Source organism: Massilia sp. Root351 (assembly GCF_001425045.1).
Classification (GTDB): Bacteria; Pseudomonadota; Gammaproteobacteria; order Burkholderiales; family Burkholderiaceae_D; genus Rugamonas.
This window is the reverse complement of sequence record NZ_LMDJ01000023.1, coordinates 523,829-548,206: the sequence shown is the minus strand read 5'-3', so window position 1 is coordinate 548,206 and position 24,378 is coordinate 523,829. Positions and strand designations below refer to the sequence as shown.

The following is a 24,378-nucleotide window of genomic DNA, read 5'->3' as shown; positions in this document are numbered from 1 at the left end:
GCGCCATCAGCGCCCGTGGTGCTGGACCATGCGGTTCAGCGCCGTGCGGATGGCCGGTATCAGTTCGCCGGCGCTCAGGCCGATCGGCCCGGCGCCCTCGGTGACCAGCACGTCCGCCGCCATGCCGTGCAGCCACACCGCCGCCAGCGCCGCTTCCCATACCGGCCACCCTTGCGCCAGCAGGCTGCCGCACAGGCCCGCCAGCACGTCGCCGGTGCCCGCCGTGGCCAGCGCGGGATTGCCGGTGGTGTTGATGACCGTCTGGCCCTGCGGCTCGGCCAGCACCGTGCCGGAGCCCTTCAGCACCACCACCGCCTGCATGCGCGCGGCCAGCTGGCGCGCGGCCGAGGGACGGTCGGCCTGCACTTCTGAAACTGAAATGCCCAGCAGGCGCGCCGCCTCCAGCGGGTGCGGCGTGAGCAGCGTGGCGCCCGCGCGCTCGGCCAGCGCGTTCTGCAGGGCCGGGTCGGCCGCCAGCAGGTTGAGCGCGTCCGCGTCCAGCACGGCGGGACTGGCGCTGGCGATGGCGCGCGCCAGCAGGCCGTGCGCGGCGCGCGCCGTGCCGAGGCCGGGGCCGGCCACCACCACGGCGCTGTCGAAGTCGAAGTCGCCGGCCTGGCGGCACATCAGTTCGGGGTGGGCGCTGTCGTAGGCGGGCGCGTGGTCGGCGAAGCAGGCGTAGACGCGGCCGGCGCCGGTGAGCAGCGCGGCGCGCGCGGCCAGGATGGGCGCGCCGGCCATGCCGTGCGCGCCGCCCAGCACCGCCACGTTGCCGTAGCTGCCCTTGTGCGTGTTGTGGCGCCGGGCACGCGCGTGGCGCACGAAGAACTTGACGTCGTTCAGGTGCTGGCGCGAAGGCTGGAACAGCGAGGCGTCCAGGTCCAGGCGCGAAACCTGCACCAGGCCGGCATGGTCGCGGCCTTCGCAGGTGTGCAGGCCGGGCTTGTCGCCTATGAAGGTGACGGTGTGCGTGGCGCGCAGCGCTACCCCGTTGGGGCCGACGATGGCACCGGTGTCGGCATCCAGGCCGCTCGGCACGTCCAGCGCCAGGCGCGAGCAGGACAGGCCGTTGACGGCGGCCACCAGCGCGCGCAGATGCCCTTCCAGCGGGCGCTTCAGGCCTATGCCGAACAGGCCGTCGACCACCAGGTTCCACTCTATGCTGGCGATCGCCTCCAGGCCCAGCTCCTCGAATACGGCGGCACTGGTGCGCGCGCGTTGCAGCGCGTGTTCGCGCTCAGGCGAAGTGGCGGCCGGCATAGCCGATGCGGCGCCGTCGAAATGCAGGATGCTGACCTGGGCGCCGGCGTAAGCCAGGTGGGCCGCCGTTTCGAGCGCGTCGCCGCCATTGTTGCCGGGTCCGGCCAGCACCAGCACGCGCGCGCGGCTGGTGGAAAATGGCAGCAGGTCCAGCGCGGCGTTGGCCCCGGCCTGGCCGGCCCGTTGCATCAGTGCGCCCGCCGGCAGGCGCTGCGCGGCGGTGTGCTCAATCAGGCGGATCTCGGCGACAGTGTAGAGGGGATTCATGGCTGGCCATGGCAGTGGAGATGATGTCATTCTAGCATCCAGCGTGCATTGCTGAACTGCCACCGCATTGCGTCCATATCGAACACCCAAGCCTTGCCATGCACACTACAATAAGCGCTTCTCGCATAGCTGGAGGTAGAGCATATGGACTGGCAGTTCTGGATCGATCGTGGCGGTACGTTCACCGATATCGTGGCGCGCATGCCGGATGGCGGCCTGCGCACGCACAAGCTGCTGTCCGAGAATCCTGAGCAGTACCGCGACGCGGCGATCGCCGGCATCCGCCACCTGCTGGGCGTGGCTGCGGGCGAACCGGTGCCGGCGGCGCGCATCGAGGCGGTCAAGATGGGCACCACGGTGGCCACCAACGCGCTGCTGGAGCGCAAGGGCGAGCCAACCGCGCTGGCCATCACGCGCGGCTTCCGCGATGCGCTGCGCATCGCCTACCAGAATCGCCCGCGCCTGTTCGACCGCCACATCGTGCTGCCCGAGCTGCTGTACAGCCAAGTGGTGGAAATCGACGAGCGCATGGGCGCGCACGGCGAGGTGGTGCAGGCGCTGGACGCGGACGCGGCGCGCGCCGGGCTGCAGGCGGCCTACGACAAGGGGCTGCGCTCGCTGGCCATAGTCTTCATGCACGGTTACCGCCACAGCGCGCACGAGGCTGCGGTGGCGGTCATTGCGCGCGAAATCGGCTATACGCAGGTATCGGTGTCGCACCTGGTCAGTCCGATGATGAAGCTGGTGGCGCGCGGCGACACCACGGTGGTGGACGCCTATCTGTCGCCCATCCTGCGGCGCTATGTGGACCAGGTGGCGGCCGAGCTGCCCGGCGTGAACTTGCAGTTCATGCAGTCCAACGGCGGCTTGACGGATGCGCGTGCCTTCCAGGGCAAGGACAGCATCCTGAGCGGACCGGCGGGCGGCATTGTGGGCATGGTGCGGGCCAGCCGGCTGGCCGGCTTCGAGCGCATCATCGGCTTCGACATGGGCGGCACCTCGACCGACGTGTCGCACTTTTCGGGCGATTTCGAGCGCGTGTTCGAGACCCAGGTGGCCGGCGTGCGCATGCGCGCGCCGATGATGAGTATCCACACCGTGGCGGCGGGCGGCGGCTCGGTGCTGCATTTCGACGGCAGCCGCTTCCGCGTGGGACCGGACAGCGCCGGCGCCAACCCGGGCCCGGCCAGCTACCGGCGCGGCGGGCCGCTGGCGGTCACGGACTGCAACGTCATGCTGGGCAAAATCCAGTCCGGCCATTTCCCCAGGCTGTTCGGCGCGGATGGCCGGCAGCCGCTGGATGCCGGCGCGGTACGCGAGCGCTTCGCCGCGCTGGCCGGCGAGATCAATGCGGCCGCGGCAGCCAACGCGGCTGCGCCGCCGGTGCCGGCCACGCCGGAGCAGGTGGCAGCCGGCTTTATCGAAATCGCGGTGGGCAATATGGCCAACGCGATCAAGCAGATTTCCGTGCAGCGCGGCCATGACGTCACCGACTACACGCTGACCAGCTTCGGCGGCGCCGGCGGGCAGCATGCCTGTTTGGTGGCCGATGCGCTGGGCATGAAAACGGTATTCATCCATTCCCTGGCGGGCGTGCTGTCGGCCTACGGCATGGGCCTGGCCGACCAGGCCGCGATGCGCGAGGCGGCTGTCGAGGTGCGGCTGGCCGAGGGCGGCGAGCAGGATCTTTCGGACCGGCTGGCCGCGCTGGGCGAGGAAGCGCGCGCCGAGCTGCTGCGGCAAGGCGTGGCAGCCGGCCGCATTTCGCTGATACGCCGCGTGCACCTGCGCTACGAAGGCACGGATTCCGCGCTGATCGTGCTGTTCGACAGCGTGGACAGCATGACGGCGCAGTTCGAAGCGGCCTACAAAAAACGCTTCTCCTTCCTGATGCAGCACAAGGCGCTGATCGTGGAGGCGGTGTCGGTGGAAGCGGTCGGCGCCTCGGATGCGCCGGCGGAGGCGGCGCCGCAGCAGGCGCCGCGCGCAGGCGGGCTGCAAGCGTCGGCCGTGGTGCCGATGTACGCGGCCGGCGCCTGGCGCGACACGCCGCTCTACCAGCGGCAAGACACGCGCATCGGCGACGTCATCACTGGCCCTGCCATCATCGCCGAAGCCAATGCCACCACGGTGGTGGAGCCGGGCTGGCAAGCGGTCGTCACCCCGCACGACCACCTGGTGCTCACGCGGGTCGAGGCGCTGCCCGAGCGGCGCGCCATCGGCACCACCGCCGAGCCGGTGATGCTGGAGATCTTCAACAACCTGTTCATGTCGATTGCCGAGCAAATGGGCCTGCGGCTGCAGAACACGGCCTACTCGGTCAATATCAAGGAGCGCCTGGACTTCAGCTGCGCCATCTTCGACGCCGACGGCAACCTGATCGCCAACGCGCCGCACATGCCGGTGCACCTGGGCTCCATGGGCGAGAGCATCAAGACCGTGATGCGCGAGAACGCCGGGCAGATGCATGCGGGCGACGTCTACATGCTGAACGACCCGTACAACGGCGGCACGCATTTGCCTGACGTGACGGTGATTTCCCCTGTGTTCGACGAGGCGGGCAAGGAGATCCTGTTCTATGTCGGCTCGCGCGGCCACCACGCCGATATCGGCGGCACCACGCCCGGCTCGATGCCGCCGGACTCGCGCAGCATCGAGGAAGAGGGTGTATTGATCAACAACTTCAAGCTGGTGGACGGTGCCTCGGGCGGCCAGCTGCGGGACGCTGAAACCCGCGCGCTGCTGGCCGGCGCAAAGTACCCGGCGCGCAATCCGGACCAGAACATGGCCGACCTGCGGGCCCAGGTGGCGGCCAACCAGAAAGGCGTGGAGGAACTGCGCAAGATGGTGGCGCACTTCGGGCTGGACGTGGTGCGCGCCTACATGGGCCACGTGCAGGACAACGCCGAAGAGGCCGTGCGCCGCGTGATCGGCGCGCTGCACGACGGCAGCTACACGCTCAAGCTGGACAACGGCGCGCAGATCCAGGTGGCGGTGCGGGTGGACCGGGCCGGGCGCAGCGCCGAGATCGATTTCAGCGGCACCTCGGCGCAGCTGGAGAACAACTTCAACGCGCCGTCTGCCGTGTGCATGGCGGCGGTGCTGTACGTGTTCCGTACGCTGGTGGATGACGAGATTCCGCTCAACGCGGGCTGCCTCAAGCCGCTGCGCGTGCTGATACCGCCGGGTTCCATGCTCAATCCGCACTATCCGGCGTCGGTGGTCTCGGGCAATGTGGAGACGTCGACCTGCATCACCAATGCGCTGTACGGCGCGCTGGGGGTGCTGGCCGCGTCGCAGGGCACCATGAACAACTTCACGTTCGGGAACGCGCGCTACCAGTACTATGAGACCATCAGCGGCGGTTCGGGCGCGGGCGAGGGCTTCGACGGCACCTCGGTGGTGCAGACCAATATGACCAACTCGCGCCTGACGGACCCGGAGATCCTGGAGTTCCGCTTCCCGGTGCGGCTGGAGAGCTACGAGATCCGCCAGGGTTCGGGCGGCGCGGGGCGCTGGCGCGGTGGGAATGGCGGCGTGCGCAAGGTGCGCTTCCTGGAGGCCATGACGGCCGCCATCCTGTCCAACAACCGCCTGCACGCGCCGTTCGGCATGGCCGGCGGGCAGCCGGCCCAGGTCGGGCGCAACCTGGTGCAGCGCGCGGACGGCAGCATCGAGCAGCTGGGCCATATCGGCAAGACCGATATGGCCCCGGGCGACGTGTTCATCATCGAAACGCCGGGCGGGGGCGGCTACGGCAAGGGCTGAGCCTAAGCCGTGGTGGAAATGCCGTACTTGCGCTGGGTGGCGCTGTATTGCTGCATCAGCATGTCGTAGTCCGGGTTGCCGCTGTCGATGCGGCCCAGGCGCTGCAGCAGGTGGCTTGCCTGTTCGGCCAGCGGCGCTTCCCAGCCCAGCTCGTCGAGCTGGCGCAGCATGGCGCTGGTGGTGGCGTACAGCACCGGCAGGTTGCCCGGGCTCTTGCGCAATGCCATGTTGAGCGAGCTGACCGCCGCGCGGTGGTCGCCCTGTTCCAGGTGGCCGGCGGCGCTTTCCAGCAGCTCTTCCACCTGGTGCGTGATCTGTTCGCCGATGCCGCGCGCCAGGTCGTGCCGGCCGGCCTGCTCGAACACGCCCACCGCTTGCTCCATCGACAGGCCGCTGTCGCTGTCGTTCATCATATCGATGACGACGCCGGCGGCATCCTTGTCCAGTTTGTGCTTGAGGCAGCTTTGCACCAGGTTGAGTTTGAGCGGACTGGACAAGCCCTTGGCCAGCGCGACGGCGGCCACAGCATTGCTCAGTTCGCTGGCCGCGGCCGTATCGTTGCCGGTCAGGTCCAGCAGCAGGGCGGCGGAGATGGCGCGGCACACTTCGGTGTTGGCGTTGCCGCGCAGCGAGCGCTCCAGGTCGCGGATTACGCCGCTGGCCTGGTTGGCGTCACCTTTCTTGACCAGGGCCTTGACCAGGTTGACATGGTCTTCCGGGTTGCGGAATTCGGAGTACTTGGCTTTCGCCACCACTTGCTTGAAGGCTTTCTCGGCCATGCCGATGTCGCCGGTCTCATAGGCCACCGTGCCCAGGTGGCGCAAACGGCTCACCATGTGCGGCGAGATCGCCACCGCATCCTCCAGCACCTTCTTGGCCTGCACCGCCTGGCCCAGCGCCTCGTGGGTGCGCGCCAGCAAGTCATAGGCGGCCATGTACTTGGGGTTCTGCGACAGCAGCTTGTCGAGCGTGAGCAGGGCGTCGTCGTAGCGCTGGGCGGCAAACTGGCAACGCGCCAGGCCGAGGTGCGCCCAGCCTATCGGGCGTCCAGCCAGGATGGTGTGGTAGGCCAGTTCCGCCTCGGCCAGCTGGCCCTCGCCGAAGAACAGCTCGGCGCGCAGGCGGGCAAAGTCGGTGGCGTGGCGCGGATGGTTGGCTTCGGCCGCGGTGGACGCGGCGATGGCGCCGCGCACGTCGCCCTGCGTGATTTTCTCGTAGATGGGCAGGAAGGCGGTGCGCCGGCCCACCGCCTTGGCGATGCGCTGCAGCAGCACTTCCACCGTAAACGGCTTCAGGATGTAGTCCGACGGCAGCAGCTCGGCGGCGCTGACCACTTTGCCGTACACGCCTTCCGAAGTGAGCATGATGAATATGGTCCACGGGCCGATCAGCTTGTGGTGCCGCAGGTCCTCCAGCAGCTGCTGGCCGTCCTGGCCGTTGTCGCCGCTGCCGCTGCCCAGGTCGTACTCGCACAGCACCAGGTCGTACATCCGCTTGCCCAACTGGCGGATGGCGGTGCCGGAACTGACGGCATCGTCGATGCGGGTGATGCCGGACTGGTTCAGCATGTTGCGCAGGCTGGCGCGCATGCCGGGATTCGGGTCCACCAGCAGGACGGAGAGTTCGGCGTAATCTTGCATCAGCGGGACTCCACGGTGGCAGGGGCGGCAGCCGGATGCTGCGTCGGCGTGGCGGCGGTGTCCGCGGCGGCGGAGGCCGCCACGGCAGGCGCGTATTTCTGGCGGATGGCGGAGTACTGCGCGATCAGGCCGGGCAGCAGCGGGTGGGCCGGATTGTCGTCGCGGATGCGGCGCAGCAGCCCGGTGCATTGCACGGCCAGGGTGGCGTCCCATCCCAGATCCATAATCCGGCGCAGCATGGCGGTCGCAGCCACGGTCCACAAACCTTTGTGTTCGGGGCGCTTGCGCAAGGCCTGCTGCAGCACGTCGACCGCACCCGGCAGGTCGGCGTTGCGGCTTTTCTCGGCAGCCTGGCGCACCATGGCGTCCACTTCCAGGTCCAGCTGCTGGTCGTAGCTGCGCGCCACGTCCTCGCGCCCGGCCTGGGCGCACAGGCCCACCACGTCCTCGGCGCTCACGCCGCTGTCCGGGTCCTTGGTCAATTCGGAGAACAGCAGCGCCGCTTGCTCGTCCATGCGGTTCACCAGGCAGCTGTGCGCCAGGCCCAGCTTGATGTTGCTGGACATGCCGGTGGCTTCGGACAGCAGCGCCATGGCCTTGGCCAGTTCGGCCGCCGCCGCGTCCGGCTTGCCGTTCAATTCCTGCAGCATGGACGACGAATAGGCACGGCATACTTCCACGTCCGGGCCGCTGCGCAGCGAACGTTCCATGTCGCGGATCACGGCCGAGGCGCCGCTGGCGTCGCCTTTCCTGACCAGGGTGCGCACCAGGTTCACATGGTCGGCCGGGTCGCGGAACTCCGAGTACTTGGCCTTGGCCACCACCTGCTTGAACGCCTTCTCGGCCGCATCGACGTCGCCGGTGGCGTACGCCACGTCGCCCAGGCTGCGCAAGCGGGACACCATGTGCGGGGAAATGGCGACCGCGTCTTCCAGCACTTTCTGCGCCTCCTGGTCCTTGCGCTGGGCGCGCAGCACCTGGGCCAGCAGGTCGTAGGCCGCCATCAGCTTGGGGTTGTCGGCCACCAGGGTTTCCAGCTGCGCCTGGGCGTCCGGATAGCGCTTCAGCGCGAAGGCGCAGCGCGCGCGGCCCAGTTGCGCCCAGCCCAGCGGCTTGCCGGCGACGATGGCGGTATAGGCCTGTTCGGCCTCCGGCAGGCGGTCCAGGCTGACCAGCAGCTCGGCGCGCAGGCGCGCGTAGTCGGTGGCGTAGCGGGGCAGGGCGGCCTCGTTGCCGAGGCAGGCGGCGATGGCTTCGCGCGCCTTGCCCGAGCTGATCATCTGGTAGACAGGCAGGAAGGTGGCGCGCCGCTCAAGGGCGCGGCCAATGCGCTGCGACAGCACATCCACGGTGAACGGCTTCAATATATAGTCGGTAGGCAGCAGCTCGGCCGCGCTCACCACCTTGCTGTACACGCCCTCCGAGGTAAGCATGATGAAGATGGCCCATTGGCTGATCACGCGGTGCAGGCGCAGGTCCTCCAGCAGCTGCTGGCCGTCCTGGCCGGCGTCGCTGCCGCCGGCGCTGCCCAGGTCGTATTCGCACAGGATGACATCGAAATCGCGCTTGTTCAGTGCCCGGATGGCCGTGCCGGCGCTGACGGCGTGTTCCACCTTGGTGATGTTCACCTGGGTCAGCATATTGTGGACACTGGCGCGCATACCCTGGTTGGGGTCGACGATCAGGACCGACAGGTTGCTATAGTCTGGCATCTTCTTTCTCTCAGGCCGGGCGTACTTTTTTTCCAGCATACTCCAAGGATAGCCGCATTTGGGTGCGCCGCAGCACTTATACAGCAAAAATGTTGCTTGCAGGGCACGAGCCCCCCGGTCTGCGCCTGACAAAGCTGTATAGCGGACCCTGCCCGGGGAGGTGCTAACAGGGTATAATGCCGGGCAAAGGATTTTAGCCGCACAGATTTCTTCTTTAATCCGCAGCCACGCTGCTCAACCACCTCCCAACCATGTTGATTTTGCCGGGTTCTAACGCCCTGTCTGCATTCCGTAGCCAACGCCTCCTCACTCAACTGCAAGCCGTGCTGCCCGCCATTACGGCCGTGCAGGCGCGCCATCTGCACTTCATCGACGCCGCCACGCCGCTGTCCAGCGACGACACCAGCCGCCTGCAAGGGCTGCTGACCTATGGCGAGCCCGCCCAGGCCGAACTGGCCGACGGCGGCGCGGTCGAAGAATTTGTCGTGATCCCGCGTTTCGGCACCATTTCGCCATGGGCATCCAAGGCCACCGACATCGTGCACAACTGCGGCATGGCCCATATCAAGCGCGTCGAGCGCGGCGTGGCCTACCGCATCCACCTGAAAGCCGGTTTCCTGGGCAGCAGCATCGGCGCCGGCAAGATGTCGGCCGAGCAGGCCGAGGCCGTGGCAGCGCTGCTGCACGACCGCATGACCGATTCCGTGCTGCGCCACGCCGACGAGGCCGCCGGCCTGTTCCGCACGCTGGAAGCCAGGCCGCTGGAAGCGATCGACGTGCTGGGCGCCGGCAAGCAGGCGCTGGAAAAAGCCAATACCGATCTCGGCCTGGCCATGTCGGAAGATGAAGTGGACTACCTGCACGACGCCTTTACCAAGGCCCAGCGCAACCCGACCGACGTGGAACTGATGATGTTCGCGCAAGCGAACAGCGAACACTGCCGCCACAAGATCTTCAACGCCGACTGGACCATCGACGGCGAAACGAAGGACAAGTCGCTGTTCAAGATGATCAAGAACACCCACGAGAAGCAGCCGAAAGGCACCATCGTGGCCTACAGCGACAACTCGTCGATCATGGAAGGCGCCGTCGTATCGCGCTTCTTCCCGCAGGGCGCCGGCAATGAATACGCCGCCACCACCGAGCTGACGCACACCTTGATGAAGGTGGAGACGCACAACCACCCGACCGCGATTTCCCCGTTCCCGGGCGCCTCCACCGGCGCCGGCGGCGAGATCCGCGACGAAGGCGCGACCGGCCGCGGCGCCAAGCCGAAAGCCGGCCTGTGCGGCTTCACCGTATCGAACCTGATGATCCCGGGCGCCGTGCAGGCCTGGGAAAACGCCGCTTCGGTGACCGCGCCGTACGCCCAGCGCAGCAGTGACGCAAACGCGTCGAAAGCCTACGGCAAGCCCGACCGCATCGCCTCGCCGCTGCAGATCATGATCGACGGCCCGCTGGGCGGTGCCGCGTTCTCCAACGAATTTGGCCGTCCTGTGCTGGGCGGCTACTTCCGCACCTACGAGCAGAACGTCGGCACGCAGACCGCCGGCACGCCGGACACCGTGTACGGCTACCACAAGCCCATCATGATTGCCGGCGGCATCGGCAACATCTCCGGCCAGCACACGCACAAGAACGACATCCCGGTCGGCAGCCTGCTGATCCAGCTGGGCGGTCCGGGCATGCGCATCGGCATGGGCGGCTCGGCCGCTTCCTCGATGGCCACCGGCACCAACACTGCCGACCTGGACTTCGACTCGGTCCAGCGCGGCAACCCGGAAATGGAACGCCGCGCCCAGGAAGTGATCAACGGCTGCTGGCAGCTGGGGCCGAACAACCCCATCATCTCGATCCACGACGTGGGCGCCGGCGGCCTGTCGAACGCCTTCCCGGAAATCACCAATGACGCCAAGCGCGGCGCGCTGTTCGACCTGCGCAAGATCCCGCTGGAAGAATCGGGCATGGCGCCGAAGGAAATCTGGTCCAACGAATCGCAGGAACGCTACGTGCTGGCCATCGCGCCGAACGACCTGCCTGCCTTCAAGGCCATGTGCGACCGCGAGCGCTGCCCGTTCGCCGTGGTCGGTACCGCCACCGAAGAACGCCAGCTCAAGCTGATCGACGGCGAAATGGGCGACAGCCCGGTCGACATGCCGATGGACGTCCTGCTGGGCAAACCGCCCAAGATGCAGCGCGATGTGCACCACGTGCAGAACGACTACCCGGCCATCGACCTGACCGGCATCTCGCTGGAAGAAGCCGCCAGGCGCGTGCTGCTGCTGCCGACCGTGGGCGACAAATCCTTCCTGATCACCATCGGCGACCGCACCGTGGGCGGCATGTCCGTGCGCGACCAGATGGTCGGCCCGTGGCAGGTGCCGGTGGCCGACTGCGCCGTCACCGCCATGAGCTATGAAGGCTACCTGGGCGAAGCGATGGCGATGGGCGAGCGCACCCCGCTGGCCGTGATCAACGCGCCGGCCTCGGGCCGCATGGCCGTTGGCGAAACGGTGACCAACCTGGCTGCCGCGCCGATCCGCTCGATCGAAGACATCAAACTGTCCGCCAACTGGATGGCCGCCTGCGGCCAGCCGGGCCAGGACGCCGCGCTGTACGACACCGTGCAGGCGGTCGGCATGGAACTGTGCCCGGCGCTGGGCATCTCGATCCCGGTGGGCAAGGACTCGCTGTCCATGCGCACCACCTGGAAGGACGAAGACCAGAGCAAGGCCGTGATGTCGCCGGTATCGCTGATCGTGTCCGGCTTCGCGCCGGTGTACGACGTGCGCAAATCGCTGACCCCGCAGATCCGCACGGACGCGGGCGACACCGTCATGATCCTGATCGACCTGGGCCGCGGCAAGAACCGCATGGGCGCCTCCGCGCTGGCGCAGGTGATGGGCCAGCTGGGCAACGAAGCGCCGGACGTCGACAGCGCCGAAGACCTGAAAGCCTTCTTCACGGCCATCCAGCAACTGAACCAGGACGGCAAGCTGCTGGCCTACCACGACCGTTCGGACGGCGGCCTGTTCGGCACGCTGGCCGAGATGGCCTTCGCCGGCCGCGCCGGCCTGTCGATCAACCTCGACATCCTGACGCTGGACGCCGGCCACGGCGCCGACCAGGGCGACGCCAAGAACTGGGCCGCGCAGATCGGCGAACGCCGCAACGAGCAGACGCTCAAGGCGCTGTTCAACGAAGAACTGGGCGCGGTGGTGCAAGTGCGCGCCGACGAGAAATCGCTGGTCATGGACGTGCTGCGCTCGTTCAACCTGGGCGCGTGCAGCCACATCATCGGCAAGCCGAACGACCGTGGCGTGATCGAATTCACGCGTGACGCCAAGACCATCTACAGCCAGCAGCGCTTCGAGCTGCACCGCCTGTGGAGCGAAACCAGCTGGCGTGTATCGCGCATGCGCGAAAACCCGGCCACGGCCGACGCCGAATACGACCGCCTGCTGGACCTGGCCGATCCCGGCATCTCGCCGAAGCTGACGTTCGACCCGTCGGACAACGTGGCCGCGCCGTTCCTGGCCACTGGCGCGCGTCCGCGCGTTGCCATCCTGCGCGAGCAGGGTGTCAATTCGCACATTGAAACCGCGTGGGTCATGCACCAGGCCGGCTTTGCCGCTGTCGACGTGCACATGAGCGACCTGATTGCCGGCCGCGTCAGGCTGGACGACTTCCAGGGCATCATTGCCGTGGGCGGCTTCTCCTACGGCGACGTGCTGGGCGCGGGCGAAGGCTGGGCCAAGTCCATCCTGTTCAACCCGGCGATGGCGGAGCAGTTCGCGCGCTTCTTCGGCCGCAGCGACACCTTCGGCCTGGGCGTGTGCAACGGTTGCCAGATGATGAGCAACCTCAAGTCCATCATCCCGGGCGCGCACGCGTGGCCCAAGTTCACCACCAACAAATCGGAAAAATTCGAAGCACGCTTCTCGATGGTGGAAGTGCTGGACTCGCCGTCGATCTTCTTCCAGGGCATGGCCGGCACCCAGACCGCCATTGCCATCGCCCACGGCGAAGGCTACGCCGACTTCACGCAGACCGGCAACATTGGCGAAGCGATCGCAGCCCTGCGCTTCATCGACAACAAGGGCGCCGCCACCGAAGCCTACCCGTACAATCCGAACGGCTCGCCGCAAGGCCTGACGTCGGTGACCACGGCCGACGGCCGCTTCACGGTGATGATGCCGCACGCTGAACGCGTATTCCGCAGCGTGCAGCAATCGTGGCACCCCGAATCGTGGGGCGAAGACTCCCCATGGATGCGCATGTTCCGCAACGCCCGCAAGTTCATCGGCTAAGTCAGCCTCGCAAGCTACCAAAGCCGGGTCCGCCCGGCTTTTTTTCATTTCATATTCCCGCACAGCAAAATGGGGTCAGGGTTAATTATTTTTGAAACATTTCAAAAATAATTAACCCTGACCCCATTTGTGTTTTCGGAAACTTTATTCGTCGGACCAGAGGCGGCCGGCAGTGGCCCAGTGCTCTTTCTTGACTTCATGGATGAGGACGTCCACGGAGTCGGGTGTCGATCCCAGCGTGGCACAGGTGGCTTCGGTGATGGCTTTGACGAAGGCGCGCTTTTGCTCGGGGCTGCGGCCTTCGAAGAGCTGGACGTTGATGGTGGGCATGGCGGCTCCTCAGGTGCGGTAGGTGGGGGTGGTGGCGTCGAGCTGGCGCAGCAGGGCCGGCCATTCGAGCTGGCCTTCGGGACTGCCGTCGCCAACCAGCTCGCGCTGCGCCTTGCGGCACACGGCTTCGCTGGGTTGGCGGAGCGGCATGCAGGCGGACTGGGCGAGCAGCTGGACACGGCAGGCCTGGTCCAGCGTTTGCATCAGCACGAACGCTTCGGCTATGGTGCGGCCGATCGTCATGCTGCCGTGGTTGCGCAGCAGCATGGCGGGGTGCCGGGCCAGATTGGCCGTCAGGCGCGCTTGTTCGGCTGGCGTCATGTCCAGGCCTTCGTAGTCGTGGTAGGCGAGTTCGCCGTAGAAGCGCAGGGCGTAGGGCGACAGCGGCTGCAAACCGGGACCTTGCATGCCGACCGCGATGGCGTTGGGGTTGTGCAGATGCATGACGCAGGCTGCGTCCGGGCGGGCTGCATGCACCGCGCCGTGCAGGGCGAAGCCGGCTTTGTTGACCGTGTGCTGGGAGCGGCAGACGATATTGCCGCTGCGGTCCACCTTGACCAGATTGGAGGCGCGGATTTCGTCGAAACGGAATCCGAAGGGGTTGATTAAATAGTGCCCCGGCTCGCCGGCAACGGCGGCGGATATGTGGGTGTATATGCCGTCGTCCCATCCGAATCGGGCGCATAGCCGGTAGCAGGCCGCGAGATCAATCCGCGTTTGCCATTCGGCGGGGCTGGTGATGCCGGGCGGCGTTAATGCGGCCTGGCCTGATGTAGAGAGTCTGTCCATCGGGACAGAATAGCAGGCCGCCTTTGCCTTGCTAATGCGCCGGACGTAATGGTTGCCATGCGCTGCGGAATATATCCCTGTCAGATATGCTTATTGGCTTCGCGGTAGCTGAGTGCGGGCAGCGAGTCCTTGTGCTTCCGGGTGAAGGCGCGAACTTCATCGGGGGCGTGACGTGCATAATCCCTCAGTGCCCAGCCAATCGCTTTCTGGATAAAGAATTCCTTTTCATGCGCTAGTGCGAGGCAATATGCATAGAGCTTGCCGCTGTCGGTATTGCCGCGCCAGCCAAGCTGGTGCAGCAGGGCGATGCGGCGCATCCAGAAATTCTCATGGGCCAGTGCATCGTCCATATATTCGTGTTGGCCGCGTAATACTTTGCCTATGATGCCGGCTAATGCATCCACAGTATCCCACCATGATCTTTTAACGACGAGGGAGAGCAGGGCGGGAATATCTGTTATGCCGAGTTCTTTGCGGTGCATGTCCAGCAGGTCCAGCGCGGCATATTGGTACTCGCGTTCGGGAAGGTCCCATAATTCATTTGCGAGCGCAATCAGATGGGCGGGCCCGCTGCCTGTTAATTGGCGCAACTGCATTTTCAAAGCGGTGCGGCGCGCCGGCGCTGGGACGCCCAGGTACTCGAATTGATCGCGCATATAGGCGCGCATTCCTTTTGCGCGGTCCGGATCGGCGATAGATTGCAGCGCGGCCTGCACTTGCTGGAGAAATTCGGTGCTCATGGGCTAAAGTATGCCAGAAGCTGGCTTGATCATGCCGGAATCTGGTATCGGATAGGCGAAAAAAAGGCGCTCCGCAGAGCGCCGTTGCCGCGCAGCGGGCTTATAGCTTGAAGCGGCTTACCACCTGGGCGAGATTGGATGACTCGTCCTGCATCGACGCCGCCGCTGCAGCGGCTTCTTCCACCAGCGCGGCATTCTGCTGGGTGACCTGGTCCATCTGGCTAATGGCGATATTAACTTGTTCAATGCCCGCTGTTTGTTCCTGGCTGGCGTGGCTGATCTCGGCCATAATATCCGTCACCCGTTTGACGCTATTGACGATTTCCTGCATCGTCGTGCCGGCCTGGTCCACCAGCCGGCTGCCGGCGTCCACTTTCTGAACTGAATCGTCAATCAGGCCTTTAATTTCGCGCGCTGCGGCTGCGGAACGCTGTGCGAGATTCCGGACTTCGGATGCGACCACCGCGAAACCTCGCCCTTGCTCACCAGCCCTTGCCGCTTCCACTGCTGCATTCAATGCCAGGATATTTGTCTGGAATGCGATACCGTCGATTACGCCGATAATATCGACGATCTTGCGGGACGAGTCGTTAATCGAGCTCATGGTTTTAACTACTTCCTCCACCACATCGCCGCCTTTCAGTGCAACCTCGGAAGCGGATGCGGCAAGTCCATTTGCCTGGCGTGCGTTATCGGCATTCTGTTTGACGGTCGCGGTAATTTGATTCATCGAGGAAGCAGTACGGCCCAATGAACCGGCTTGTTCTTCGGTGCGGTTGGACAAATCCAGATTGCCGGAAGCGATTTCCTGGGAGGCGAGGGCAATCGTATCGGTACCGGCCCGGATTTGCTGCACCATGGCAGCCAGGTGGTCCTGGATCCGTTTAATCTCATACAGCAGGCTGCTGTTGTCGCCTTGCGCGGTTTCAATTCGCACGGAGAAATCGCCGCTGGCAATGCGGTGCGCGGTTTTGGCCGCATAGTCCGGTTCGCCGCCCAGTTGGTGCATGACGTTGCGGGACAGCCAGATGGCAATGCCGGCGCCGATCAGCACGGCGGCAACGCCGAGCGAGACGCTGATCAACAGCATGCGGTGGGTGGAGCTGACCACGGCTGCCTTGGTCTCTTTGACTTCGGCGTTCTTCTGTTTGATGAATTCGAGCAGCGGAGTGCGCATTTCGCGCCATACCGGCGTCTCTTCCTTGTTCAGGGTGACGATGGCGGCGGCCTGGTCTTCCTTGGCCAGCGTGGCGACCTTGGCTTGCAGGGTGGCTTGCTTGTTGCGCAACTCGGAGACTTTCTGGAACATGGCCAGGTTGGCGGAATTGTCGCGCGCCAGCTCGAGTGCGGTGGTGCTGTGTTCCTTGAAGGCGGCGCCCGCGTCTTCCAGGTTCTTGTGGCCGGTCTTGTTGGCGGGGTCCAGCACCACGTTGCGCAGCGCCTGGCCCATCTGGAGGCCTTGCGCGTACATATTGGTGGCGGTCATCAGCAGGGCCTGGTCCTGCTCCAGGAAGCTCTGGAACTGGTTCTTGGCGGCCTGCATGCCCTGCAGGGCGACGCCGAGTGCGCAGACGAAGAACAGGCAGACCATGCCTATGCACAGCGTCATTTTGGATTTCAGATTCACGGAAGCACTCCTGGCTATTGTTGTCGTGCATCAATAGTAGCCTTGTGCGCCCCAAATGAAAAATGGCACTTTGGTGCAAGTGCCATTTCCGATACAACTTCAGGCAAAGATTACTGGATCTTTGCTTTTTTGATCAGCTCTTCGCGGAAAGCGGCAACTTTCTTCTGGGTCAGCGCTTCTGCCACCTGGCCTTTGACTTCGTCCAGCGACGGCAGCTTGGCGGCGCGCGAGCCTTCCAGCTTGATCACGTGATAGCCGAACTGCGATTTCACCGGGGTTTCAGTGATCTGGCCGTCCTTCAGGGCCACCATGGCGTCGGAGAAGGGCTTGACGTAGGACGATGGGGCTGCCCAGTCCAGGTCGCCGCCGTTGTTGGCGGAGCCGTCTTTCGACTGCTTGGCCAGCTCTTCGAACTTGCCGCCGGCTTTCAGCTTGGCGATGATGTCCTTGGCTTGCTGCTCGGTTTCAACCAGGATATGGCGAGCGTGGTATTCCTTGTCGCCTACCTGTGCCTTGTACTTGTCGTACTCTGCCTTGATGTCGGCATCGGAGACCGGGTTCTTCTTCACGTAGTCGGCCAGCATGGCGTTGATGATGATGCTCTGGCGGGTGTTTTCCAGCGCGGCTTTGACTTCGGCGCGGGTGCCGACGCCTTGCTTGTCGGCTTCCTGGATCAGTACTTCGCGGCCGATCAGGTCTTTCTTGATGGCTTCGCGCAGTTGCGGGGAATCGGCCTGTTTGCCCTGGGCGACGACTTGCTTGACGATGGTCTCAACTTTCGATGCAGGAATGGCCTTGCCATTAACGGTAGCAACGTTTTGTGCGAATGCCGGGGCTGCAACGACAGCAATCAGGGCTAACAACAGGCGGGCTGGCTTCAAAATCATTATCACATCCTATAAAAAACACGGGAGCGCAGTGCGCATAGCCCAAATGATAGCGGCGCCACAAGGGCGCCGTTCCTTACTGCCGACTAATTACTGAACTTTGGCTTTCTTGACCAGTTCTTCCTGGTAAGCCTGCAGCTTCTTCTGGGTCAGCGCGTCCGAAATTTGCGGCTTCACTTCTTCCAGGGTAGGCAGCTTGGCTTCGCGCACGTCATCGACTTTGATCACGTGGAAGCCGTTCGGGGTCTGTACGGCTTTCTCGGTAACCTGGCCTTTTTGCAGGGCCACGAAGGCATCCGAGAATACTTTCGGGAAGGACGATGGGGTCGCCCAGTCCAGGTCGCCGCCATTGGCCGCGGAGCCGGTGTCTTTCGAGGTCTTGGCCAGTTCTTCGAACTTGGCGCCGCCCTTCAGCTTGGCGATGACGGCGTTGGCTTCGGCTTCGGTTTCGGTCAGGATGTGGCGAACGTGGTATTCCTTGTTGCCGGTTTGCGCAACGAATTTGTCGTACTCAGCCTTGATGTCGGCGTCCTTGACCGGGTTCTTCTTCACGTATTCGCCAACCAGGGCGTTGATGAAGATGGCCTGGCGTGCGTTCTCCAGCTGGGCCTTGACGTCGGCGTTCTTGGAGTAACCCTGCTTTTCCGCTTCCTGCATCAGCACTTCGCGGCCAATCATTTCTTTCTTGATTGCTTCACGCAGCTGTGGGGAATCCGGTTGCTGACCTTGGGCAACAACTTGCTTGACGACCGCATCCACGCGCGACGACGGGATAGCCTTGCCGTTGACGACGGCCAGGTTCTGGGCAATAGCGGGTGCCGCAACAACAGCGATAAGTGCGATCAGCAGACGGGCTGGCTTCAAATTCATTATTTCAAATCCTAAGGGGTAAAGTTCTTAATTGCGGAGAGCCGGATTTTGTGTGATCGCGTTGTCTCTCATTGTTTCCAAATCTCCGCGCATATCATACTTCAGACGGTGCCAGTGCGGTAATGGCCAATGCGTGTATCTCCCCACGCATCATATCGTGCACGGAATCATACACGAGTCGATGTCTTGTGACGAGTTTAAGGCCTTCGAATTTATCGGAAACGATACGCAGCTGGTAATGGCCGCCGCCCGAGGCTGCGCCGGCATGGCCGGCATGCAGTGCGGATTCGTCTTCCAGCACCAGTTCAGCGGGCTGGAGCGCGGCGCGCAGGCGCTGTTCAATCTTGGCGATGCGCGGATCGGTCATGCTTCTTCGTCCTTCATATATTTAGCGAGGTAAATAGTCTGGACGATAATGAAGGCGAATGTCAAACCGGTGGTGCCGAAAGCCTTGAAGCTGACCCAGGAAGAGAAGTCGGACTTGAACAGCACGAAGGCCACGAACAGGTTGATGGCGCCCAATGCGGCGAAGAACAGCGTCCATGACAGGTTGAGCTTTTCCCACACCTCGTCCGGCAAGGTGAGTTGCGCGCCCATGGCTTTGCGGATCAGGTTGTTCTTGAACGAGTAGCGCGCCACCAGCAGGCCGATCGCGAAGCACCAGTAGATCATGGTTGGCTTCCACTTGATGAAGATCTCGTCGTGGAAATAAATGGTCAGGCCGCCGAACACGACAAACAGGAACAGCGACAGCCACAGCATGAAATCGACCTTGCGCCCGCGCAGCTTCAGGTAAACGATCTGGGCCGCGTTGGCCAGGATGCCGGCCATGGTGGCGATCACCATCGGCGCCTGGTCTGCCGTCGCCGTGCCGTCGTACAGCAGGCTGCTCATGTAGTTGTTGACGAAGGCTTGCGCCGCTTCCGGATGCATGCCGCCCAGTTTGTAGCAGCCGAAGAAGACCAGCAGCGGAAGGAAGTCGAACAGGATTTTCATGGTGAGGCCGTTGTTATGGTTGTTATTGACGCTGGTTAATTACGTTGGTGGTCAATCTTGCGGGTCGAAGCGCAACGAAGCGGAATTAATGCAGTAGCGCAATCCGGTAGGTGGCGGGCCGTCGGGGAAGACGTGGCCCAGGTGGGCGTCGCAGACGGCACAAATGATCTCTGTACGCAGCATACCATGGGAGCGGTCCACCACCTCGGTTACGTTGGCCGGATTCAGCGGCTCGAAATAGCTAGGCCAGCCGCAGCCGGAGTCGAACTTGGTATCGGATGCAAACAATGGCGTGTTGCAGCAGACACAAGTGTAAATGCCGTGCTCGTGGTGGTCCCAGAACTTGCCGGTGAAGGCGCGCTCGGTGGCCGCGTGGCGGGTCACCTGGTATTCCATTGCGTCCAGCTGGGCACGCCATTCGGCATCGGTTTTGACGACTTTATCGTTCATTGTTTAAAACTTTCTTAAGAAGAACAGCTAACTTCCAAATGGCTGGCCCAGTCCGGCGGCAAAGCCGCGTATCGTTCATTTTCTGGCTGTTCGTTGAATGGGCGCAGCAAAACTGACAATAAACGTTCGACTTCCGTAAAGTCTTTATTTTGCGCTTTCTCAATTGCGACTTGCGCCAGGTAATTGCGCAGCACGTATTTGGGGTTCACTGCGTCCATTGCAACTTTGCGGGCGGCGTCGTCGCTGTGCTCGGCGCGCAGGCGGGCGCGATAGCGCTTGGCCCAGGCGTCGAAGCTCTCGCGGTTGATGAACGCATCCCGAAGATCATGGTCCTGCTCATCGGTATCGGTCTTGAGATTGCTCAAGGTGCGGAAGAACAGGGTGAAGTCGGCGTGATTTTCCTGCAGCAGCGCGAACATGGCGTCCATCAGCTCGCGGTCGCCGTCCTGTTCGGTCGCCAGGCCCAGCTTGGCGCGCAGCAGGGCGTCCATCCTGGCGGCAAAAGCGGGCTGGTAGACGTCCAGCGCAGCCTGGGCGGCGGGGACATCGTTAATCAGCGGCAGCAGCGCCTGGCCCAGCGCATAGCAGTTCCAGTGGCCGATTTGCGGCTGCATGCCGTAGGCGTAGCGGCCCTGCTGGTCGCTGTGGTTGCAGATGTGGCCGCTGTCGAAGGCTTCCATGAAGCCGAACGGGCCGTAATCCAGGGTTTCGCCCAGGATGGACATATTGTCGGTATTCATGACGCCGTGCATGAAGCCGACCGCTTGCCATTGGGCCATCAATTCGGCCGTGCGGCGTGTCACTTCGGCCAGGAATGCCGCGTATGGATACTGTTCGGTGCGCAACTGCGGGTAAAAGCGGTCGATCACGTAGTCGGCCAGCACTTTCAACTGCGCCGGCTGCTGGCGGCTGGACCAGTGTTCGAACGAGCCGAAACGGATGAAGGTGGGCGCCATGCGCAGCACGACTGCCGAGGTTTCCACGGTTTCCCGCATCACGCCCTGGTCCGAGCCGGTGACGGACAGCGCGCGCGAGGTGGGGATGCCAAGCGCGGCCATGGCCTCCGAGCACAGGAATTCGCGGATCGATGACCGCAACACGGCGCGCCCGTCGCCCATGCGGGAATAGGGCGTCAGGCCGGCGCCTTTCAGTTGCAGCTCCATCGGACCGTTGGCCGTGGCCACGTCGCCCAGCAGGATGGCGCGGCCGTCGCCCAGCTGGCCGGCCCACACGCCGAACTGGTGGCCTGAATACACCGCCGAGAGCGGCCGGGCGGTGTCGGGTACCGCGTTGCCGGCCAGGATGTCGATGGCTTGCTGCTCGGCCAGCGCAGCGGCGTCCAGGCCGATCAGGGCCGCTGCCGGCGGACTGACCGCCACCATATAGGGGGCGGGCAGCGGTGTCGGCATCAGGCGGGTGTAGAAAGAGGGCGGGAGACTCGCAAACGAGTTGTCCAGAGGCAGCTTTTTGATGACGGTTCCAGTGGCGGTGGGTGAAATCCAAATTTTAACGCACAGAGGGGATTCTAGGCGGTGGCACGGGCATTGCCATTCCAGTTACACTTGGTAACGCTCCCCTGGACAACGAAATGTGGCGTTTGCTGCACTGCAGCATAGAAACAGTTTGACGAAAATAGCACGGACGTACGAATATGGGTTCGCGCTTGGAAATAACATAAAAGACAAAGTTACCTAGGAGACAGAATGTCGCTTCCGCAGAGCCCGCTGATGGGGCAGATGATGAATCAGCCCCTGCTTGTATCCGGCATCTTGGAATTCGCTGCCCGCCATTTCGGCGACAGCCTGATTGTGTCGCGCCGCGTCGAGGGCGACATCCACCGCTACACCTACCGCGACTGCCACCAGCGCGCGCGCCGCCTGGCCAATGCGCTGCACGGCATGGGCATCGCGCTGGGAGACCGGGTCGCCACGCTGGCATGGAACGGCTATCGCCACCTGGAGGCGTACTACGCCGTGTCCGGTTCCGGCGCCGTGCTGCACACCATCAATCCGCGCCTGCACCCGGAACAGATCGCCTACATCATCAACCACGCCGAAGACCAGGTGCTGATGTTCGACCTGACCTTCCTGCCCGCCGTGGAGGCGGTGGCCGCGCATTGCAGGCAGATCAAGCACTACGTGCTGATGTGCGACCGCGACCGCATGCCGGCCGAGACCAGGATTCCCAACCTGGTGTGCTACGAAGACCTGATCGCCAGCCATACGGACGACTACACCTGGCCGCTGTTCGACGAGAACTCCGCCTGCACGCTGTGCTACACCTCCGGCACCACCGGCAATCCGAAGGGGGCACTGTATTCGCACCGCTCGACCGTGCTGCATGCCTACGGCTCGGCGCTGCCGAACGCGCTTAACGTCACTTCGCGCGACGTGGTGCTGCCGGTGGTGCCCATGTTCCACGTGAATGCCTGGGGCTTGCCGTACTCGGTGCCGCTGAGCGGCGCCAAGATGGTGTTCCCCGGCGCGGCGCTGGACGGCAAGTCGCTGTACGAACTGTTCGAGGCCGAACAAGTGACCTTCTCGGCTGGCGTGCCGACGGTCTGGCTGGGCCTGATTAACTTCATGCTGCAGAACAAGCTGAAATTCAGCAGTTTCCGCCGCACGGTGATCGGCGGCTCGGCATGCTCGCCGGCCATGATGAACACCCTGATGGACGAGCTGGGCGTGGAGGTGATCCATGCCTGGGGCATGACGGAGATGTCGCCGCTGGGCACGGCTGGCGTATTGCTGGGCAAGCACCTGGAATTGCCGCAGGACGAGCAGCGCAAGATCCTGCTCAAGCAGGGCCACGCGGTGTACGGCGTGGACATGAAGATCGTCGACGACGACGGCAAGGAATTGCCGTGGGACGGCAGCAGCTACGGCCACCTGATGGTCAAAGGTCCATGGGTGATCGCCGCCTACTACAAGGACGAGGGCGGCGACCCGCTGCAGCACGGCTGGTTCCCGACCGGCGACGTGGCCACCATCGACGCCGACGGCTATATGCAGATCACCGACCGCAGCAAGGACGTGATCAAGTCCGGCGGCGAGTGGATCGGCACCATCGACCTGGAAAACATCGCCGTGTCGCACCCGGCCGTGATGCAGGCGGCCTGCATCGGCATCGCGCACCCGAAATGGGACGAGCGCCCGCTGCTGGTGATCGTGCGCAAGCCGGGCATGGAGGTGAGCCGCGAGGAGTTGCTGGCCTTTTATGACGGCAAGATCGCCAAGTGGTGGCTGCCGGACGACGTGGTCTTCGCCGACGCGCTGCCGCTGGGCGGCACCGGAAAAGTGCAGAAAAACAAGTTGCGTGAGCAATATAAGGAGTACAAACTGCCTACGGCATAAAGTTGTAATCGACGCTGCAAGATGGACAACCACAACTACAAAAGAAGGATGGAGACCATGACCTACCGCAAGCTCGCTGTTGCTGTCAGCCTTACCCTGTTGTCCACGGCCGCGCTGGCCGAGACCGTGAAAATCGCGTTCATCGATCCGCTCTCCGGCCCGTTCGCCCCGGTCGGCCAGAACCAGCTGAAAAGCTTCCAGTTGATCGCCGACATGGCCACCAAGGGCAAGTGGGCCGGCGAAAACAAGATCGAAGTAAACGGCTTCGACAACAAGGGCAGCCCGCAGGAATCGCTGACCCAGCTCAAGGCGGTCATCGACCAGGGCTACCGCTACATCACGCAAGGCAACGGCTCCGGCGTGGGCCTGGCGCTGCTGGACGCGGTGAACAAGCACAACGAGCGCAATCCGGGCAAGGAAATCGTCTACCTGAACTACGCGGCGATCGATCCGGACATGACCAACAGCAAGTGCAGCTTCTGGCATTTCCGTTTCGACGCCAATTCCGACATGAAGATGGAGGCGCTTACCAGCTACATGGCGCCGGACAAGAACATCAAGTCGGTCTACATCATCGGCCAGAACTACGCCTTCGGCCAGGCGGTCAGCCGCGCGGCCAAGGAGTACCTGGCGCGCAAGCGGCCCGACATCAAGATCGCCGGCGACGATTTGCACCCGATCGGGCAGGTGAAAGACTTCTCGCCCTATATCGCCAAGATCAAGGCGTCCGGCGCCGATTCGGTCATCACCGGCAACTGGGGCGCCGACCTGGCGCTGCTGGTGCGCGCCGCCAAGGACGCGGACCTGAAGGCCAACTTCTACACCTACTACGGCATCACCACCGGCGTGCCGACGGCCATGGGCGCGGCCGGCGCCGAGCGCACCAAGATCATCGGCAACTGGATGATCAACAACGAAACTTTCAACGGCAAGGAAGTGGTGGAGGCATTCAAGGCCAAGTACAACGACGACTACTACGCCGCGCAGACCCACGTCATCATCACCATGCTGTCGCAGGCCATCAAGGCCGCCAAGACCGCCGATCCGGTGAAGGTGGCGTTCGCGCTGGAAGGCATGAAGGCGCAGTCGCTGAACGGCGGCGTGATGATGCAGAAGCAGGATCACCAGCTGCAGCAGCCGCTGTATATCGGCACCTGGACCAAGGTCAACGGCAAGGACGTCAAGTACGACCAGGAGAACACCGGCTACGGCTGGAAGATGGACAAGAAGATCGATGCCTACGTGGCCGGCCAGCCGACCTCGTGCCAGATGAAACGGCCGGGCTGACCGCCGGCCGCCGGTGTCAGCCGGCCGCGGCTGTAGGGCGGGTTAGCGCATGGCGCGTAACCGCCCGGCGTCGCGCCGGCACCAGGGGGGAC

At 64.0% G+C, this 24,378-nt stretch carries 17 protein-coding genes; 4 read left to right on the top strand and 13 right to left on the bottom strand.

All coding sequences use genetic code 11. From position 1 onward, the window contains the following. Positions 1-6: 6 nt before the first annotated feature. Complete coding sequence (locus ASD15_RS19425) at positions 7-1,527, bottom strand: bifunctional ADP-dependent NAD(P)H-hydrate dehydratase/NAD(P)H-hydrate epimerase (RefSeq protein WP_057156646.1); 1,521 nt, start codon at positions 1,525-1,527, stop codon at positions 7-9. A 144-nt stretch (positions 1,528-1,671) separates the two neighbouring features. Between ASD15_RS19425 and ASD15_RS19420 the strand changes: the two genes are divergently transcribed. Beyond that, entirely contained in the window at positions 1,672-5,295 is a 3,624-nt protein-coding gene (locus ASD15_RS19420) for a hydantoinase B/oxoprolinase family protein (protein ID WP_057156645.1), read from the top strand. A gap of 2 nt (positions 5,296-5,297) precedes the next feature. Here the strand turns inward: ASD15_RS19420 and ASD15_RS19415 are convergent, their stop codons facing one another. Continuing rightward, positions 5,298-6,935 carry a response regulator gene (locus ASD15_RS19415; protein WP_057156644.1) on the bottom strand — a complete coding sequence of 546 codons (1,638 nt, stop codon included), beginning with the start codon at positions 6,933-6,935 and terminating at the stop codon, positions 5,298-5,300. Next, positions 6,935-8,647, bottom strand: a complete 1,713-nt coding sequence (locus ASD15_RS19410) for a response regulator (RefSeq protein WP_082551959.1) — start codon at positions 8,645-8,647, stop codon at positions 6,935-6,937. Before ASD15_RS19410 ends, ASD15_RS19415 begins: the two co-directional genes overlap by 1 nt. A 251-nt stretch (positions 8,648-8,898) precedes the next feature. Here ASD15_RS19410 and purL point away from each other — a divergent pair, with 251 nt between their 5' ends. Further along, positions 8,899-12,957 carry a phosphoribosylformylglycinamidine synthase gene (gene purL, locus ASD15_RS19405; RefSeq protein ID WP_057156643.1) on the top strand — a complete coding sequence of 1,353 codons (4,059 nt, stop codon included), beginning with the start codon at positions 8,899-8,901 and terminating at the stop codon, positions 12,955-12,957. Between the two features lie 144 nt (positions 12,958-13,101). On the opposite strand, the gene ASD15_RS19400 is transcribed toward purL, so the two are convergent. The 10 genes from ASD15_RS19400 to ASD15_RS19355 form a co-directional block, all read right to left on the bottom strand. Further along, positions 13,102-13,287, bottom strand: coding sequence for a 4-oxalocrotonate tautomerase (locus ASD15_RS19400; RefSeq protein ID WP_057156642.1), 186 nt, complete (start codon positions 13,285-13,287; stop codon positions 13,102-13,104). Between the two features lie 9 nt (positions 13,288-13,296). Next, entirely contained in the window at positions 13,297-14,076 is a 780-nt protein-coding gene (locus ASD15_RS19395; protein ID WP_057156641.1) for a class II aldolase/adducin family protein, read from the bottom strand. Positions 14,077-14,156: 80 nt separating this feature from the next. Next, on the bottom strand, positions 14,157-14,816 hold the full coding sequence (locus tag ASD15_RS19390) for a DNA alkylation repair protein (RefSeq protein WP_057156640.1): 660 nt from the start codon (positions 14,814-14,816) through the stop codon (positions 14,157-14,159). 100 nt (positions 14,817-14,916) lie between these two features. Beyond that, positions 14,917-16,302 carry a methyl-accepting chemotaxis protein gene (locus tag ASD15_RS33685; protein ID WP_307188285.1) on the bottom strand — a complete coding sequence of 462 codons (1,386 nt, stop codon included), beginning with the start codon at positions 16,300-16,302 and terminating at the stop codon, positions 14,917-14,919. Between the two features lie 251 nt (positions 16,303-16,553). Continuing rightward, positions 16,554-17,330, bottom strand: coding sequence for a peptidyl-prolyl cis-trans isomerase (locus ASD15_RS19380; protein WP_057156638.1), 777 nt, complete (start codon positions 17,328-17,330; stop codon positions 16,554-16,556). A gap of 90 nt (positions 17,331-17,420) precedes the next feature. Continuing rightward, positions 17,421-18,200 (bottom strand): peptidyl-prolyl cis-trans isomerase, encoded by a 780-nt coding sequence (locus ASD15_RS19375; RefSeq protein ID WP_057156637.1) that lies wholly within the window; start codon positions 18,198-18,200, stop codon positions 17,421-17,423. A 94-nt stretch (positions 18,201-18,294) separates the two neighbouring features. Further along, entirely contained in the window at positions 18,295-18,567 is a 273-nt protein-coding gene (locus ASD15_RS19370; RefSeq protein ID WP_057156636.1) for a BolA family transcriptional regulator, read from the bottom strand. Further along, positions 18,564-19,196 carry a septation protein A gene (locus ASD15_RS19365; protein ID WP_057156635.1) on the bottom strand — a complete coding sequence of 211 codons (633 nt, stop codon included), beginning with the start codon at positions 19,194-19,196 and terminating at the stop codon, positions 18,564-18,566. Before ASD15_RS19365 ends, ASD15_RS19370 begins: the two co-directional genes overlap by 4 nt. 51 nt (positions 19,197-19,247) lie before the next feature. Continuing rightward, positions 19,248-19,646, bottom strand: a complete 399-nt coding sequence (gene msrB / locus ASD15_RS19360) for a peptide-methionine (R)-S-oxide reductase MsrB (RefSeq protein ID WP_057156634.1) — start codon at positions 19,644-19,646, stop codon at positions 19,248-19,250. A 14-nt stretch (positions 19,647-19,660) separates the two neighbouring features. Beyond that, positions 19,661-21,109, bottom strand: coding sequence for a YdiU family protein (locus ASD15_RS19355; protein ID WP_229418276.1), 1,449 nt, complete (start codon positions 21,107-21,109; stop codon positions 19,661-19,663). Between the two features lie 240 nt (positions 21,110-21,349). Here ASD15_RS19355 and ASD15_RS19350 point away from each other — a divergent pair, with 240 nt between their 5' ends. Next, positions 21,350-22,999 (top strand): 3-(methylthio)propionyl-CoA ligase, encoded by a 1,650-nt coding sequence (locus ASD15_RS19350; protein ID WP_057156632.1) that lies wholly within the window; start codon positions 21,350-21,352, stop codon positions 22,997-22,999. Positions 23,000-23,056: 57 nt separating this feature from the next. Beyond that, positions 23,057-24,286 carry a branched-chain amino acid ABC transporter substrate-binding protein gene (locus ASD15_RS19345; RefSeq protein ID WP_057156784.1) on the top strand — a complete coding sequence of 410 codons (1,230 nt, stop codon included), beginning with the start codon at positions 23,057-23,059 and terminating at the stop codon, positions 24,284-24,286. Positions 24,287-24,378: the final 92 nt, after the last annotated feature.

Bases quoted from the DNA above. Each gene is read 5' to 3' on its own strand.
- ASD15_RS19370 (WP_057156636.1), bottom strand. From the start codon at position 18,567: ATGACCGATCCGCGCATCGCCAAGATTGAACAGCGCCTGCGCGCCGCG.
- purL (WP_057156643.1), top strand. From the start codon at position 8,899: ATGTTGATTTTGCCGGGTTCTAACGCCCTGTCTGCATTCCGTAGCCAA.
- ASD15_RS33685 (WP_307188285.1), bottom strand. From the start codon at position 16,302: ATGACCGCCACCAATATGTACGCGCAAGGCCTCCAGATGGGCCAGGCG.
- ASD15_RS19350 (WP_057156632.1), top strand. From the start codon at position 21,350: ATGTCGCTTCCGCAGAGCCCGCTGATGGGGCAGATGATGAATCAGCCC.
- ASD15_RS19415 (WP_057156644.1), bottom strand. From the start codon at position 6,935: ATGCAAGATTACGCCGAACTCTCCGTCCTGCTGGTGGACCCGAATCCC.
- ASD15_RS19395 (WP_057156641.1), bottom strand. From the start codon at position 14,076: ATGGACAGACTCTCTACATCAGGCCAGGCCGCATTAACGCCGCCCGGC.
- ASD15_RS19425 (WP_057156646.1), bottom strand. From the start codon at position 1,527: ATGAATCCCCTCTACACTGTCGCCGAGATCCGCCTGATTGAGCACACC.
- ASD15_RS19345 (WP_057156784.1), top strand. From the start codon at position 23,057: ATGACCTACCGCAAGCTCGCTGTTGCTGTCAGCCTTACCCTGTTGTCC.
- ASD15_RS19410 (WP_082551959.1), bottom strand. From the start codon at position 8,647: ATGCCAGACTATAGCAACCTGTCGGTCCTGATCGTCGACCCCAACCAG.
- ASD15_RS19365 (WP_057156635.1), bottom strand. From the start codon at position 19,196: ATGAAAATCCTGTTCGACTTCCTTCCGCTGCTGGTCTTCTTCGGCTGC.
- ASD15_RS19420 (WP_057156645.1), top strand. From the start codon at position 1,672: ATGGACTGGCAGTTCTGGATCGATCGTGGCGGTACGTTCACCGATATC.
- ASD15_RS19390 (WP_057156640.1), bottom strand. From the start codon at position 14,816: ATGAGCACCGAATTTCTCCAGCAAGTGCAGGCCGCGCTGCAATCTATC.
- msrB (WP_057156634.1), bottom strand. From the start codon at position 19,646: ATGAACGATAAAGTCGTCAAAACCGATGCCGAATGGCGTGCCCAGCTG.
- ASD15_RS19400 (WP_057156642.1), bottom strand. From the start codon at position 13,287: ATGCCCACCATCAACGTCCAGCTCTTCGAAGGCCGCAGCCCCGAGCAA.
- ASD15_RS19375 (WP_057156637.1), bottom strand. From the start codon at position 18,200: ATGAATTTGAAGCCAGCCCGTCTGCTGATCGCACTTATCGCTGTTGTT.
- ASD15_RS19380 (WP_057156638.1), bottom strand. From the start codon at position 17,330: ATGATTTTGAAGCCAGCCCGCCTGTTGTTAGCCCTGATTGCTGTCGTT.